At 39.3% G+C, this 14370-nt stretch carries 16 protein-coding genes and 1 other RNA gene; 11 read left to right on the top strand and 6 right to left on the bottom strand.

The genetic code is table 11. The features are described from left to right. Window positions 1–107 precede the first annotated feature (107 nt). Window positions 108–503 carry a YidH family protein gene (locus tag Q1B03_RS01240; protein WP_299737308.1) on the top strand — a complete coding sequence of 132 codons (396 nt, stop codon included), beginning with the start codon at window positions 108–110 and terminating at the stop codon, window positions 501–503. 48 nt (window positions 504–551) lie between these two features. On the opposite strand, the gene Q1B03_RS01235 is transcribed toward Q1B03_RS01240, so the two are convergent. After that, window positions 552–812, bottom strand: a complete 261-nt coding sequence (locus Q1B03_RS01235) for a hypothetical protein (RefSeq protein ID WP_299737306.1) — start codon at window positions 810–812, stop codon at window positions 552–554. 166 nt (window positions 813–978) lie between these two features. Here Q1B03_RS01235 and Q1B03_RS01230 point away from each other — a divergent pair, with 166 nt between their 5' ends. Continuing rightward, window positions 979–1860 (top strand): NAD(P)-dependent oxidoreductase, encoded by an 882-nt coding sequence (locus Q1B03_RS01230; RefSeq protein WP_299737303.1) that lies wholly within the window; start codon window positions 979–981, stop codon window positions 1858–1860. A 34-nt stretch (window positions 1861–1894) separates the two neighbouring features. Here the strand turns inward: Q1B03_RS01230 and Q1B03_RS01225 are convergent, their stop codons facing one another. Further along, a complete protein-coding gene (locus Q1B03_RS01225) occupies window positions 1895–2524 on the bottom strand; it encodes a peroxiredoxin (protein WP_299737301.1) in 630 nt (209 codons plus the stop codon). Between the two features lie 361 nt (window positions 2525–2885). On the opposite strand from Q1B03_RS01225, the gene Q1B03_RS01220 reads away from it, so the two are divergent. Then, entirely contained in the window at window positions 2886–3407 is a 522-nt protein-coding gene (locus Q1B03_RS01220; RefSeq protein ID WP_299737299.1) for a type 1 glutamine amidotransferase domain-containing protein, read from the top strand. Window positions 3408–3483: 76 nt separating this feature from the next. On the opposite strand, the gene Q1B03_RS01215 is transcribed toward Q1B03_RS01220, so the two are convergent. Then, window positions 3484–3780: a phage holin family protein gene (locus Q1B03_RS01215; RefSeq protein WP_299737297.1), complete on the bottom strand. Its 297-nt coding sequence runs from the start codon at window positions 3778–3780 to the stop codon at window positions 3484–3486. A gap of 242 nt (window positions 3781–4022) precedes the next feature. Between Q1B03_RS01215 and Q1B03_RS01210 the strand changes: the two genes are divergently transcribed. Both Q1B03_RS01210 and ssrS read left to right on the top strand, forming a co-directional pair. Next, the gene (locus tag Q1B03_RS01210) at window positions 4023–4460 is read left to right on the top strand and encodes a peptidylprolyl isomerase (protein ID WP_113967927.1); all 438 of its coding nucleotides are present in this window, start codon (window positions 4023–4025) and stop codon (window positions 4458–4460) included. 105 nt (window positions 4461–4565) lie between these two features. Continuing rightward, window positions 4566–4754, top strand: a non-coding RNA gene (gene ssrS / locus Q1B03_RS01205) — 6S RNA. 241 nt (window positions 4755–4995) lie between these two features. Here the strand turns inward: ssrS and Q1B03_RS01200 are convergent. Next, window positions 4996–5643, bottom strand: coding sequence for an MtnX-like HAD-IB family phosphatase (locus tag Q1B03_RS01200; RefSeq protein WP_299737293.1), 648 nt, complete (start codon window positions 5641–5643; stop codon window positions 4996–4998). A 152-nt stretch (window positions 5644–5795) separates the two neighbouring features. Then, on the bottom strand, window positions 5796–6092 hold the full coding sequence (locus Q1B03_RS01195; RefSeq protein WP_299737291.1) for a DUF948 domain-containing protein: 297 nt from the start codon (window positions 6090–6092) through the stop codon (window positions 5796–5798). A gap of 156 nt (window positions 6093–6248) precedes the next feature. Here Q1B03_RS01195 and Q1B03_RS01190 point away from each other — a divergent pair, with 156 nt between their 5' ends. The 4 genes from Q1B03_RS01190 (at window position 6249) to Q1B03_RS01175 (ending at window position 11158) form a co-directional block, all read left to right on the top strand. Then, entirely contained in the window at window positions 6249–7037 is a 789-nt protein-coding gene (locus Q1B03_RS01190; protein WP_299737289.1) for an HAD family hydrolase, read from the top strand. Between the two features lie 110 nt (window positions 7038–7147). Then, the gene (locus Q1B03_RS01185; protein WP_299737287.1) at window positions 7148–7594 is read left to right on the top strand and encodes an SRPBCC family protein; all 447 of its coding nucleotides are present in this window, start codon (window positions 7148–7150) and stop codon (window positions 7592–7594) included. 180 nt (window positions 7595–7774) lie between these two features. Next, the gene (locus Q1B03_RS01180) at window positions 7775–10363 is read left to right on the top strand and encodes a helicase-related protein (RefSeq protein WP_299737285.1); all 2589 of its coding nucleotides are present in this window, start codon (window positions 7775–7777) and stop codon (window positions 10361–10363) included. Window positions 10364–10438: 75 nt separating this feature from the next. Further along, complete coding sequence (locus tag Q1B03_RS01175; protein ID WP_299737283.1) at window positions 10439–11158, top strand: DsbA family oxidoreductase; 720 nt, start codon at window positions 10439–10441, stop codon at window positions 11156–11158. 79 nt (window positions 11159–11237) lie between these two features. Here the strand turns inward: Q1B03_RS01175 and Q1B03_RS01170 are convergent, their stop codons facing one another. Continuing rightward, a complete protein-coding gene (locus tag Q1B03_RS01170; RefSeq protein WP_299737280.1) occupies window positions 11238–12368 on the bottom strand; it encodes a CAP domain-containing protein in 1131 nt (376 codons plus the stop codon). Between the two features lie 193 nt (window positions 12369–12561). Between Q1B03_RS01170 and speD the strand changes: the two genes are divergently transcribed. Together speD and Q1B03_RS01160 are read left to right on the top strand one after the other, a co-directional pair. Then, complete coding sequence (speD, locus tag Q1B03_RS01165; RefSeq protein WP_299737277.1) at window positions 12562–13374, top strand: adenosylmethionine decarboxylase; 813 nt, start codon at window positions 12562–12564, stop codon at window positions 13372–13374. Between the two features lie 153 nt (window positions 13375–13527). Next, on the top strand, window positions 13528–14328 hold the full coding sequence (locus tag Q1B03_RS01160; protein ID WP_299737274.1) for a TIGR00266 family protein: 801 nt from the start codon (window positions 13528–13530) through the stop codon (window positions 14326–14328). The last annotated feature ends 42 nt before the right edge of the window (window positions 14329–14370 follow it).

The raw sequence follows: 14370 nt of genomic DNA, 5'->3' as shown, positions 1-14370 counted from the left end.
CAAGAAAGCTATCCTTAACTTCTAGCTGGCCAGCTGGATAAAAACCATAATGTTTAAAATAAAGGATAAGCAACTAATATACAAATCATCCCCCGAATTAGAGGGGGATGATTGCATGGAATGGAAGAACCAGGGAAGTGGAAATCATGAATGAAACCAATGAATCAAAATATATTCAGCAGCACTTAGCAAACGAACGAACGTTTCTGGCATGGATTCGAACAGCCATTGCCATCATAGGGATCGGTTTCTTAACAACAAGCTTGCATTATAACTCGCTTCAAGGGGATGCGGTCCAAGATCGAATCGCCGTTGCCATCAGTGCTATCGCTCTCATCATTGGATTAGTTATCATTATTGGATCAACTGTTAACTATTATAGGACGAGAAAGCATATAAACACACAAACATTTGTGTCCGCAGATGCCATTATTAAGATGATGGCCATTGTTGCAACTGTTGTTCTTCTATTTGTAACGGTTTATTTTTTTACACTGAATTAAAAAGAGCTGAACGAGGGAGGAGATTCAATCCCCGCGTTCAGCTTTTATTTAATCTTGTTTCTTCTCATTATAATATTGAACCGATGTCATGGCTCCTTCACTCACCATGGAATTGTCTTCGATATTGGCGGGATCCGGATTACCGCCTTTTTCTACAGGTAAATCTTCTTTTCTTCTCTTTTTGAATTTCGTAACCAATCCTTCTTTTACATTATGCAGCTGATTACGCTTCTCTTTTGATGACAGAATCCATCCTAATGAACCAGCCGTAACTGTCGCACCCACAAGTAAGCTTTTATTTACTTTCATTTTTTCTCCTCCTACCAATAATAGAGTTTGTTTAGTATGCTCTTTATTTTCCCGGCGTACATGAATTTAAACATCGGGGGTTGAATCAAATAAATCCAGGAGTGGACATTTTTAGAGTTCTAGTTAAAAATATACATAGAAGAAATGCAAAGGGAGGATGAAGTAAATGAAGGAATTAACGAAGGAAAGCGTCATTGGATTTATTGGAACAGGTGTGATGGGACAAAGCATGGCTGGGCATCTACTCGATTCTGGTTTTCCGATGGTCGTTTACAATCGCACGAAAGAGAAAGCATTAAAGCTTATACAAAACGGTGCAAAATGGGCTGACACTCCAAAGGAAGTTGCTGAAGTTTCGGATATAGTCATTACGATCGTGGGCTATCCATCTGATGTAGATGAAATTTACCTTGGTGAAAGTGGAATTCTTCATCACTTGAAACAGGGTTCGATTGCCATCGATATGACCACATCATCTCCAAGATTAGCAGAGGAAATCTACACATATGGGGTTGATAAAGGGGTTTTCACATTAGATGCCCCTGTTTCCGGGGGAGACATAGGAGCAAAAGAAGCAAGGCTTTCTATCATGGTAGGAGGAGACAAAGAACCATTCGAAACTGTAAAGCCTCTATTAGACCTTCTAGGTACAAATGTTGTATATCAAGGAAAAGCAGGGGCGGGGCAGCATACGAAGATGTGTAACCAAATCACGATTGCTTCTAACATGATGGGAGTCAGTGAAGCCCTTCTTTATGCCAAGAAATCAGGCTTGGATCCTAATAATGTTCTTAAGAGTATCACGTCCGGGGCAGCAGGAAGTTGGTCCTTAATTAATCTGGTACCACGAATGATCAAGGAAGACTATGCTCCTGGTTTTTATGTAAAGCATTTTATCAAAGATCTTAAGATTGCCCTGGATTCAGCCAAGGAAATGGACATTAAGACACCTGGGTTAGAGTTAGCCCTTTCACTATATGAAGATTTGGCTCTTAAAGGTGAGGAGAACAGCGGTACTCAAGCTCTTATTAAATTATTGGAAGCATAAAAAATAAAGCCGTCTCATCGACAGGGACGGCTTTTTATATTTTTCCAATGAAGTCAGGATCTTTCTGAATTCCGGATTGGTTCGGCAGCCAATTGGCAGGAACGCCCGCTCCTGTTTTTCTTCCAAATTGTATACCTTCCAGTACTCTCAATATTTCATACGTATTACGCCCAACCTCAGGCGGATAGATCATTTTAGATGTAATGATGCCTTCAGGGTCGATGATAATGGTGGCTCTAAACGTAGCACCAGCACGCTCATTTAATACCCGATAAGCTTTACTTATTTGATGATTTCGATCACTCACTAACGGAAATTGCACTTTAGATGCGGACGGGGATACTTCAGTGAAAACTTTGTGGGCGTAAACACTGTCTGTACTTATCCCGAGAACTTCAGCTTGCAGTGCTTGAAATTTAGGGTGAATAGCAGCGACCGCTGCCAGCTCAGTTGGTCAAACGAAGGTGAAATCGCTGGAATAAAAAAACAGAATAACCCATTTGCCCCGATACGATTCTAAGTTAACGGTGTTTATTTTCTTTTGTGCGTTATCATACGCCTCAGCAATAAAGAGAGGGGCAGGATCATTGGTTTGTGCACAAAACGGTAAGGTACAATCTTCACTTCTCACCGCACGATTAAATGAATAGTGGGGGTTATACATTGGATCACCCCTTTCACAAAAAGTACTATCAACATATGCCAGGTCATGACTTTATATGATTGGATAAGCGGTTCTTTTCCATTTCATACTTCTTTTTAAAATGGGGATAATAGGAGAGTGTTGTTACAATTTTGAAGGTTAGGTGATTCCTTTGAGAAAAAATTCAAGTAAGCAATTTTCGAAACTTATATACACAATTGGTTCTATCATGACCATGGTTGCCTTCCTTGTATCATATTTCCAAACGAAAACAATCATTCAAGCAATTAAGAAGTATAGTCCGTATAATTAAGGTTGATTGGTTGCAATATTTAGATATAACTTAGACAATGATAGTGAAGAAAAGTGAGGAGGGGTCCTGTTGAGGTTAACGGGGAAAAAAGTCATTCAATTAGTAAGTGCAGATTTCGAAGATCTTGAACTGTGGTATCCAGTATTGCGTTTGCGGGAAGAAGGAGCAACTGTACATATTGTCGGAGAAAATGCCGATCAAGAATTTATCGGAAAGTACGGAGTTCCGATTGTTTCAGAATATGCGTTTAAAGACATCAATCCTGAAGACTATGATGCCATGCTGGTACCGGGTGGGTGGTCTCCCGATAAGCTGCGCCGCTATGAAGATGTCATCTCGATGGTGCAAATCATGGATAGGAGTAAGAAACCGATCGGTCAAATCTGTCATGCGGGATGGGTATTGATTTCAGCCAAAATTCTTCAAGGTGTAAAAGTCACAAGTACACCGGGAATAAAAGATGACATGGAAAACGCTGGGGCAACCTGGGTGAACGAACCGGTCGTCACTGATGGTCATATCGTTTCAAGCCGCAGACCGCCCGATTTACCAGACTATATGAGAAAATTCATTGAAGTGATGTCAAAATAAATACAATATAAAAAGGATTGGCCAAGAAAAACTGTGTTTGTGTTTCAGTTTCACATGGACCAGTCCTTTTTCTTCCCTATTTCTTTTTTTCTCTTTTATTACGATCGTTCACCCTTGAGAAAAACGTCTGTTTAACAGATTGATGGGTCGTAATCGCTGCACCCGTTGCGATGAACCCATTGGCAATTCCATTAAAATCAAATCCCAAAGTCCAACTACTGGCAGCAACCCCCACCAGCAACAAAATCCAGATAATCAACCAATCCGGAATGTGAGGAGTCCTCTTCAATGCGTACCCTAAAACCCATAACATTGGAACAAGTACGGTGACTTGGGGGTCAATGGAAATCCCGCTTAATAAATTTTCAATCATAAGTTTCACTCCCTAAAATGAAAAATGACTTCTTTAAAGCTTATTCGAACAAAGTAGTATTTCATGACAACCTGTGCTCGAAGTTTTTAGGGAAAGTGAATACAGCAAGCATTAACATAAAAATAACAAAAATGGTAAGTTCAATAAAGTGCATCCTGATTAAAACAAACCTTTAAAGTGACATTAGAATTGTTCAATGATATTATATTGATTGACCTATTATAAAAAAGGAGCTGTTAATAATGGCGAAAAAAGGATACATACAATTTCAGACAGGTGAAAAAATCGAATTTGATCTATTTCCAAATGAAGCACCTGGAACAGTGGCAAATTTCGAAAAATTAGCAAACGAAGGTTTCTACAACGGTTTAAGCTTCCACCGTGTCATCCCTGGTTTCGTAAGCCAAGGCGGATGCCCTAATGGAAATGGTATGGGTGGTCCTGGTTACACAATCAAATGTGAAACAGAAGGAAATCCACATAAACATGAAGAAGGTTCATTATCCATGGCCCACGCGGGTAAAGATACTGGAGGAAGTCAGTTCTTCATCGTTCATGAGCCACAGCCTCATCTAAACGGCGTTCATACCGTCTTCGGAAAAGTGACTTCAGGAATCGACATCGCTAAATCAATGAAAAACGGCGACGTTATGGAGAAAATGGAAGTATACGACGCGTAATGAAAGAGGGACGGACCTTGGTCCGATGCTTTAATTAACGAGTACCTGTTGCTGGTAAAGAAAAACAATAGTTGAAATGTTATTCATGATGATGTATTATACTAATACAGGCTGCGTTGTACGTAATCATAACGAAGTTTTAACCTTTAAACTGTAATAGGGAGTTTTACATCGAAGTTGGAATGTCAAGCCTCCACGATTTGAGGACGACAGGAAACCTTCTGCAAACACCCACTTTGAGGAGTGGTGGTTTAAAACTTTCTTATATCAAATTACGGCAAATGTGGCTCCTTACATTAGTATCTCAAGCCAGTTCCCAATCGGGGGCTGGCTTTTTCATATCTATAAAAAGTTTTGTTGTGATTAATTAAAATGCCAAATAAAAAAGACCGAACCCCTAATAGGAATTCAGTCTGTAAGTTTTGTATCGAGGCCCCTCCCGTCCGTACATGGTTAAGTGTCCCGCAACAAGCGAATGTTCGGGAGAGGCAAGAATATTATAACACGCTATTAGTCTAAATAGCAAAACGGTCTATCACAGCACACCAATACGTGTTAGATAACGGTCAATGTCATTAAAATCATTCACTTCAATAAAGGAAGTATTGTTTTCCTTTAAAATAGCCTGGAGTGCTTTCATCGCAAAGGTTACATCGGCTACTTTTGCTGGATGGCTATCAGGTTCACTATCACCTGCAAAATAGATGGTTTCATACTCTTTTTTAAGGTCAGTAAGTACCTTTGATTTGTCAATTCCATATCTTTCAGAGTGATGGGGATGCCCGGGATCAATATTCATATGTACATTCTTCTCTTTGTAGTACCCTTCATTTGAATACACTTTAACATTCGTAATTTCATGCTGTTGTAGAATATGATGAATATAGTAATCAGTGCCTGCACTTAATATATAGAAGTCTCCACCTTGAGCCTGCACTTTACGGATGAAGGAAGGGACGTATTCATCTATTTCGAGAGAATGGATGTCATCAATAATCTGATTTTCTTCTTGATTGATGGATGTGAAAACCTGACTCAAGAATTCGATATCCTTTATTTCGCCTGACTTCCATTGTTTGTATAAATCTTGTCCCTCTACAAAGTATTTCTCCAGTATAAGATGATAAAAATCCTTCTTAGAGATCGTTCCGTCAAAGTCAGAAACAAATGCCCAATTTTTCATACCGAATCCTCCTCGTAACTAATCTAGTCGATTGTAGCATGTTTAAAGAGGCAGATGGAAGTAAAGGGAAAGGGGTTAACGGTAATTTGATTATGTAAATTGTAATGAGCTACATATAGAATCACCTCACAATAGAGTGAGGTGACGAGTATTTATTTCTTCAGGCTGCTTAAAAATCCCTTCAGTACTTCTGGTGTTCGTTTGACTTCTTGAATCGTGCTGGTGATAGTCGTTTTTTTGTATTCTATATCTCCCTGAATCTCCCCTTGAGTTTCTTGAAGCTGGTTCGCTTCAGTAGAAATTTTGTCCATTCTGGTTTGAATGCTTGCCACCGTTTGATTCATATCATTTATTACGGGTCGGGTCGTATTTACTGTTTTCATTAGTGCGACTCCCAACATCACTAAAGAAATCACCATCAACCCAATACTTGCATAGACAATCCACATGTTAAATTCACCTCAATAAATGTTGTTTCTAGTTATATTCCCTAAAAGCCTTGAAAAAAACGCGTGAAAATTATTTTCTATTGCTGGTTTACTAATTGCCGCATAGCTAGTAATCTAACATATAAGTCAACATAAACGAAAGAGGGGGAGAAGAAGATGATCAAAGCCATCATGTTTGATTTGGATGACACATTATTATGGGACTCCAAAAGTATTGAAGAAGCGTTTAAAGCAACTTGCCGTTATGCAGAGACGAAAGTGGGGGTAGATTCGAAAAGCCTAGAGCTTAGTGTTAGAGATGCTGCGAGAAAGTTGTATGAAACCTATGATACATATGAGTTTACACAAAATATCGGTATTAATCCCTTTGAAGGACTTTGGGGAGACTTTCTGGATGAGCATGATGAAGGCTTCCTTAAGATGAAAGAAATCGTTCCTACATACCGCAAAAAGGCTTGGACGTCTGGGTTGCAATCTTTAGGCATTACGGATGTAGAGCTTGGTGCGGAATTATCCGAGCGATTTCGTAAAGAAAGAAAGGATAGACCTTACGTGTATGAAGATACCTTTCGTGTATTAAATGAAGTGAAGGGGAATTTTCAACTATTGTTATTAACGAATGGCTCTCCCCATTTACAGAATACAAAACTTGATAAGACTCCTGAACTTGTGCCTTACTTTGAAGAAATTATCATCTCAGGAAATATCGGTAAAGGAAAACCAGATTCCGCGATGTTCCTTCATGCATTAGAGAGGCTTAAGCTTCAAAAGGACGAAGTGATCATGGTAGGAGATAATTTAAATACAGACATACTTGGGGCCTCTAGACTAGGAATAAAAACGGTTTGGATTAATCGCGGTCAGAAAACAGTTCAAGATCTTGTACCTGATTATGAAATTAAAGAGCTCTATGAAGTACTCGAAATCGTAAATAATATGGAATAAGAGGCTTCGTAGCGAAGCTTCTTTTTTTGTCTACTCCAATCAGTCATAATACCATCAACCCCTTCATACTATTCACGGATATCTCATTTAATAAGGAGGGGGTCACTCTGATGGTACGGGGAATTCATCATGTTAACGTACATGCTTCACAATCACATGTATGGGAATTCATTCGTGATATGAATGCATGGGCTCCTCTTGTTCATGGATACAAGGAGCATTCCATTGTTTCTGACGTTCAATCGACGTGGAAATTCACCATTCATTATGGGGTGGTGAGCAAAAAGGTTCATGTGAAAGTACTTATTACAGATTGGAAGGAACCATCTCATGTGAAGTTTATATTAAGGGGGATCAATCAAAAGTTTACTGGTGTAGGCTTTTTTAAAGCTGAAAAAGTAAACTCTTCCAATACGGCTATGACTGGATGTTTAAAGATTGAATCCTCAAGTTCACTGGCTAAAATCCTTGAATCTACATTTGATAAAATGGTCCAAGAGCTCACAAGGGAGCTAACTGAAGCGGTTGGAGAAGCAATCGAGAGAGAAGTGACCTAAAATGCAGGCCCTTATCAATGGGGCCATGTATACTTCTGGTTCAATTTATCCGCATTCAGGGGCAGCTTCTATGCTATAATGAACTATTTGTAAGCATGAGAATTGTTAGATCGAGAAGAAATACATACACTATAAAGTACATATTAAGATAATTTGTAAAACGTATAAAGGGGTCTTACCGTGCAAAACCTTCACATACTTAGAGAAGAAGCCATAGAGGAAACAAAACGAAAAATAGAAGATGATATCACACTTTACTTAGAGAAACATGAAAATTGTCCTTCATTCAGGGAGTATGTTAGTGAAAGAAGTGCCTTCTTTCACCAAATCTGGACGAATATCTGGCTTAACAAAGTAACCAACGATGTTCTTAGGAGCCATAAAAAAGCCTTTTTAAGAAAGAAAGGCTATGATATCGAGGGGACAGATAAGAAACTGATAAACAAATTATTTCGCAATGAAATTAGAGATTTTGAGCCATTTCATATTTTGAACTGGTTAAACGAAAATCCACCTTCAGCAGACGCGTGGAAAGGGCGCCATCAACATGTAAGAGAAAATTATCTGAAAAAAATTGAAGAAAAAAAACAGGCAGCACTCCAAAAAGATATCCAAAAAGAAATCATCTCCTTCATAAACACTCAAATGGAAGAGTTTGAGCTACATTGGTATGTGGAGTTACGGTATTTATTTGCAAAGAAATTTATACATGATTTAGGAACAAAAACAAAATTCCGACATACGGAACCATATATGCTGGAAGAAAAACTGGAAGATGAAGGGAAATTCACCAGTGATTCCTTTACAACGGTATCTGACTTTCTTAAGGAATTTACCGGCTCCATTCACAAGAAGAGCGAGAACTGGGATGGGCATGTGTGGGAATATGAAACCTATTTCTATCCATACGAACGATTCGTATTCTATTATTCAGAGCAAGTTGTATATCGCTCTCTTCTTGATCAAATGCCGGAAAAATTATTGACGGATTACGTTAAAATATTCGGTCAACATTTATCAGAAGAACGCTTGAGCAGACTTAGTCACCATTTTCTCCTGACGTTGAAATCAACCTTTTTCACCATGATTCAAGAGGAGTATGTCGTGGATTTATTCAAACTTATAGAATATCCATTTGATGAGAAAATGCACCTTTCCATTTACGAAAGAGACATAAAAGAGCGGGAGAAGAGAAAGGCTGCTGAGTTAGCGGAGTTAAAACGGAAGCTAGAAGAAGAGCAGCGAATGCTGGAAGATATATTCGGAAGGGAGTACAGTCCTTCATTTCGGGGTGATATCAAGTATATTCTCCACATTGGGGAAACCAATACAGGGAAAACCCATCATGCCATCAGCCGGATGAAAGAAGCTGATAGCGGCATGTATTTGGCCCCACTCAGACTTCTGGCACTGGAGGTATTTGATACATTAAATGCTGATGGAGTACCTTGTAATCTGAAAACAGGAGAAGAGGAAAAAGAGGTTTTTAATGCAAAACATACTTCCTCCACAGTTGAAATGTTTCGTGAAAAAGACGAATATGAAGTGATTGTTATTGACGAAGCTCAAATGCTGGCCGATCAGGATAGAGGTTTCTCTTGGTACCGTGCCATTACGAAAGCGAGGGCTAAAGAGGTCCATATCATCGGGAGTGAAAACGTTCGAGAGCTGCTTTTGGAATTAGTCGGAGAAGGGAACATCGAGGTTCATAATTATAAAAGAGAAATTCCACTGCAAGTCGAATCAAAAGAATTTCAACTGCGGCATGCGAAAAAAGGGGATGCTCTCGTTTGCTTTTCCCGGAAGAAAGTATTAGATACAGCTTCAAGGTTGCAAAATAATGGTCATAAAGTGAGCATGATCTACGGTAGCATGCCTCCTGAAACAAGAAAGAGACAAATGATGCAATTCATTAAAGGGAAAACGAACATGATTGTAGCAACAGATGCAATTGGAATGGGTTTAAATTTACCGATACGAAGAATCGTATTCCTGGAAACCGATAAATTTGACGGAACGAGAAGGAGAAGGCTGACATCCCAGGAAGTAAAGCAGATTGCAGGCCGTGCTGGTAGAAAAGGTCTTTATAATGAAGGGAAAGTCGCTTTCACAAAGGATATTAAAGTGATGAAAGAACTTTTGGATCAGCCCGATCGCTCTCTCGAAACATTCGCCATCGCACCGACAAGTGGTGTGTTTGAACGTTTTCAACGCTATTACCATGACCTTGACACGTTTTTCTATTTATGGGAGAAATTCAAAAGTCCTTACGGAACAGAGAAAGCTACTCTATACGAAGAAAAAGAGCTATATGAATTAATCCGTGGGACCGATATTGAGGCGAAGCTAACATTAAATGATCTGTACGGTTTTTTACATCTTCCCTTTTCGAAAAAAGAGGCTCAGTTAACTGAGCAGTGGTTAGAGTGTATGTACGCCATTGTACACGGAGAAGAATTACCGGAACCAGCTATTAAGAATAAAAACCTGGAACAAAAAGAGGTTTCCTATAAGGCTGTTGGTCTGCATCTCTTGTTCTTATATCGTTTAGGTAGACAAACAGAGGCATATTACTGGGAGCGAATTCGAAGTGAAATCGCTGATGGAGTACACGAAAGTCTCAGAACAGAGGTCACCAGTATGACTCAAACGTGTAAACAATGTGGAAAGAAACTCCCTCCAAACTTTGGGTTTCCTATATGTGATCGGTGCCATGCAGCCAGAGTAAAAAGAAGAACGAGAAGAAGGCCTCCTTATTCGAATTCATGAGCAAATCATAAGGAGGAATGCATGATTTATGATACGATCAGATATGAATTGAAAATGTAAATAGAGGTGTATAGGATGAAAATTGAAATTTGGTCAGATTATGTATGTCCATTTTGTTATATAGGAAAACGCCATTTAGAAGAAGCGCTTCAACAATTCCCTCAAAGAGATCAAGTTGACATTGTGTTTAAAAGCTTTGAGCTAGATCCCAATGCGCCAGTCCATACAGAAATGAGTATTCAAGAAATTCTTTCAAAAAAGTATGGTACGTCTCTTGAACAAGCAAAAAACATGACAGACAGCATGTCGCAGCAAGCGGCAACCGTTGGTCTGGATTTTCGTTTTGATACCAGTATTCCGACGAATACTTTCGACGCCCATCGCCTGACAAAATATGCGGAAACGAAGGGGAAGGAAGCAGAGCTTACTGAAATACTGTTACACGCTCACTTTACTCTTTCAAAGCATATTGGTGACAAGGAAACTCTGTTAGGATTAGCGAAACAAGCCGGATTAGAGGAAATAGAATCAAAAGCTGTTTTAGAAGGCAGTGACTTCTCTCAAGATGTCCGAACTGATGAAGAACAAGCAAGACAAATTGGAGTACAAGGTGTACCATTCTTTGTGATTAACCGTAAATACGCTATTTCAGGTGCTCAGCCAAGTGACGTTTTCTTGAATTCCATCCAAAAAGTTTGGGAGGAGGAAAATGAAGCTTCACCACTACAACCTCTTGGAGCTGAGGGGATGGCTTGTGATGAAAATGGATGCGATGTTCCACCATCTAAATCGTAATCCAAAGAGACATTAAATAGTAAGTAAAAAGCAAGTGAGGGATGCTCACTTGCTTTTTTACTGGGTATGAATTTTTTTGCTATTTACTATAAAAGTTCTCTGTGAAATATGGCTGTTCTTTTTCGTTAAATGCGACTCCTACGCCTAGATGTTCATAATGAGGTTGCAGGATGTTTTCCCTGTGACCTTTTGAGTTCATTAATCCTTCATGTGCGTGGATTGAACTTAATTGACCGTAGGCCAAATTTTCGCCTGCGGTACGGAAGGATACCTGATCTTCTTCCATACGGTCAAATGGGGATTCACCTTCCAAATTCGTATGACTGAAGTAGTCCTGCTCTGCCATATCCAGACTATGTTTTCTAGCAGTGTCTCTAACTTGATCATCCCATGAGAGAACATTAAACCCTTTTTCGACACGTGTAGCATTTGTTAAATCGAAAAGCTGGAATTCAAATCCTTCTTTCAACTCGTTACTTGCTTCTGAATAGAAATTCTTCTTACTTGCTTCCAGGCTTTCATCGATTATTTGTATGGCCGTGACGGTGTCATTTTCATGCTTGTCATAGAACACGGTTACGTAGCTTCCATCCACTTGATAGACTTCCTGTTCACCATTGTTTTGGAGCTGATATAGAGTCAATCCTTTTCGGATATTTGAGAGTGGTTCACCGAGTTCATTCTGAACCACCTCTTTGGATACCCCCATTTCGATACCTGATGAGGAGGAAAGGAGGTCTTGATTGGTGTAAAGGCCGTTAACCCGGTTATTTTCATCATAAGAAACCATTAAGAAATTACGGTAGTTTTCGTGATATGCATTCCAGGAAACACCGTATTCATTAGTGGATTTTCTCTTGGCCACTCCCAGCTCCTGTTCAAGTTTATCTTTTGAATCTCCCATTACAATATTATAGATAGAAAAGGTTTGATCACTTGGTACTGTTAAAGCAGGTTTTTCTACAGGGTTCTCATCCTTTGTATCAGAGGGATCTTCGAGATCTCTAAATGACTCGTCCAACTTTATGAGCAGAAGGTTTACTTCGTTGTAAAGTTGATCGAAGGTGTCTTTCACTTTAGGACTGTTCTTTATTTCTTCAATTTTTGTGAGCACAGAATTGAATTCTGTTGCTTCCACTTTGTCTTCCCATGCGGGTTTTGATATATAGGCAAAAGCAACTATCATAATAATAAAAAACAATCGTCTCAATTGCTAACACTCCATTCTATCTTCCATTGTATCCAAATTTAGAAATAAGTAAAAAGGGAAATGCTTATTCACTATGTTTAGTACCCATTTTCAACCATCTTCAATCAAAAGAACCTGTTTTAGTATGGTTGGCTCTGGGTAAGATAAAAGCATAGGCAGGCACGACAAACTTACATATAAGGGGAAATTCACAATGAAATTATCTCATGAAGAACGGATTCAACTACATGAATTTAATAACTTAACGAAGTCATTGAGTTTTAATATGTACGATATTTGCTATACTAAGACCCGTGAAGAACGTGAAGCGTATATTGAATATATCGATGAACAATACAATGCTGATCGGTTAACAAAAATCCTGACACATGTATCGGATATTATTGGCGCACACGTCTTGAACGTTTCTAAGCAGGATTATGTCCCGCAGGGAGCTAGTGTGACAATCCTGGTTTCTGAAGGGCCGATAGTTGAAGTGCCTACGGAACATTTTGATGAATCTCCGGGACCACTACCATCCACAGTTACGATGCACCTTGATAAGAGCCATATCACGGTTCATACGTATCCAGAGTATCATCCTCACGAAGGGATTTCTACTTTCCGGGCAGATATAGATGTCTCTACTTGCGGGGAAATTTCTCCACTTAAGGCGTTGAATTATCTTATTCACTCCTTCGACACAGACATCATGACGATGGATTATCGGGTGAGAGGATTTACACGTGATATCAACGGACGAAAATTATTTATCGATCATGATATTAATTCAATTCAGAATTACATACCAGAGGAAATCAAAGATGAATATCACATGATCGATGTAAATGTGTATCCTCAGAATATTTTTCATACAAAATGTAAGTTGAAAGAATTTGATTTAAATAACTATTTATTCGGCTATACAAAAGATAAACTGGATGAAAGCGAAATGGATGAAATTACAGATAAAGTGAAAATGGAAATGGATGAAATTTTTTACGGTAAGAACATTCCTAAGCCATGAAAATGGGGAGACACACTTCGTCACGAGCAGATTCGTGACGGAATGTGTTTTTTTAATGAAATCTCATTATTGCGAAAATAGAATTAGAGAAGGGAAATGCATCTGTCTTGAAGAATAGGTAAATATGCTTGAAATTAGAAGGGGGAACAAGGAATGAATTCACATGAAATTGAGTATAAATTGCATGGGGACGATATGCAGTTTGTTGAAATAGAATTGGATCCAGGAGAAAGTGCCGTAGCCGAAGCTGGTGGAATGATGATGATGGAAGACGGCATAGAGATGGAAACGATCTTTGGAGATGGTTCCAAGGGTAGCGGGACCGGGGGGTTTTTAGGAAAGCTTGTTGGTGCAGGGAAGCGTGTATTAACGGGTGAAAGCTTGTTCATGACCGTATTCACCAATGAGGGGAGGGGTAAAAAGCATGTATCATTCGCTGCCCCTTATCCAGGAAAAATCATCCCGGTTGATCTAAGTGAATTAGGCGGTAAAGTTGTTTGTCAAAAGGATGCCTTTCTATGTGCAGCAAAAGGAGTTTCTGTTGGGATCGATTTTCAAAAGAAATTAGGAACAGGCTTCTTCGGCGGTGAAGGATTTATTATGCAGAAGCTTGAGGGCGACGGATTAGCCTTTCTTCATGCAGGAGGTACGATCTATAGAAAAGAACTTCAACCTGGCGAAATGTTACGGGTAGATACGGGTTGCTTAGTGGCCATGACGAAAGATGTGGACTACAATATCGAGTACGTCGGAAAGATTAAATCTGCCTTCCTTGGAGGAGAAGGATTGTTTTTTGCTACAGTCCGTGGACCTGGAACTGTCTGGATTCAGTCACTTCCATTCAGTCGTTTAGCTGAAAGAATTTATGCAAGTGCTCCCCAGGGCGGAGGTCGTTCGACTGGTGAGGGAAGTTTACTTGGTGGAATCGGTGATTTTCTAAACGGAGACGATTGATTTAGTGCTATACATAAAAAGCATTTCCATTCGTGGAAGTGT

Source organism: uncultured Rossellomorea sp., assembly GCF_947488365.1.
Classification (GTDB): Bacteria; Bacillota; Bacilli; order Bacillales; family Bacillaceae_B; genus Rossellomorea.
Note: the sequence above shows the minus strand (reverse complement) of the source record. Positions and strands in the feature narration are given on the sequence as shown.

What these genes read in the sequence shown, in the direction of transcription:
- Q1B03_RS01240 (WP_299737308.1), top strand. Translation starts at nt 108, where the DNA reads ATGATTGCATGGAATGGAAGAACCAGGGAAGTGGAAATCATGAATGAA.
- Q1B03_RS01235 (WP_299737306.1), bottom strand. Translation starts at nt 812, where the DNA reads ATGAAAGTAAATAAAAGCTTACTTGTGGGTGCGACAGTTACGGCTGGT.
- Q1B03_RS01230 (WP_299737303.1), top strand. Translation starts at nt 979, where the DNA reads ATGAAGGAATTAACGAAGGAAAGCGTCATTGGATTTATTGGAACAGGT.
- Q1B03_RS01215 (WP_299737297.1), bottom strand. Translation starts at nt 3,780, where the DNA reads ATGATTGAAAATTTATTAAGCGGGATTTCCATTGACCCCCAAGTCACC.
- Q1B03_RS01210 (WP_113967927.1), top strand. Translation starts at nt 4,023, where the DNA reads ATGGCGAAAAAAGGATACATACAATTTCAGACAGGTGAAAAAATCGAA.
- Q1B03_RS01200 (WP_299737293.1), bottom strand. Translation starts at nt 5,643, where the DNA reads ATGAAAAATTGGGCATTTGTTTCTGACTTTGACGGAACGATCTCTAAG.
- Q1B03_RS01195 (WP_299737291.1), bottom strand. Translation starts at nt 6,092, where the DNA reads ATGTGGATTGTCTATGCAAGTATTGGGTTGATGGTGATTTCTTTAGTG.
- Q1B03_RS01190 (WP_299737289.1), top strand. Translation starts at nt 6,249, where the DNA reads ATGATCAAAGCCATCATGTTTGATTTGGATGACACATTATTATGGGAC.
- Q1B03_RS01185 (WP_299737287.1), top strand. Translation starts at nt 7,148, where the DNA reads ATGGTACGGGGAATTCATCATGTTAACGTACATGCTTCACAATCACAT.
- Q1B03_RS01175 (WP_299737283.1), top strand. Translation starts at nt 10,439, where the DNA reads ATGAAAATTGAAATTTGGTCAGATTATGTATGTCCATTTTGTTATATA.
- speD (WP_299737277.1), top strand. Translation starts at nt 12,562, where the DNA reads ATGAAATTATCTCATGAAGAACGGATTCAACTACATGAATTTAATAAC.
- Q1B03_RS01160 (WP_299737274.1), top strand. Translation starts at nt 13,528, where the DNA reads ATGAATTCACATGAAATTGAGTATAAATTGCATGGGGACGATATGCAG.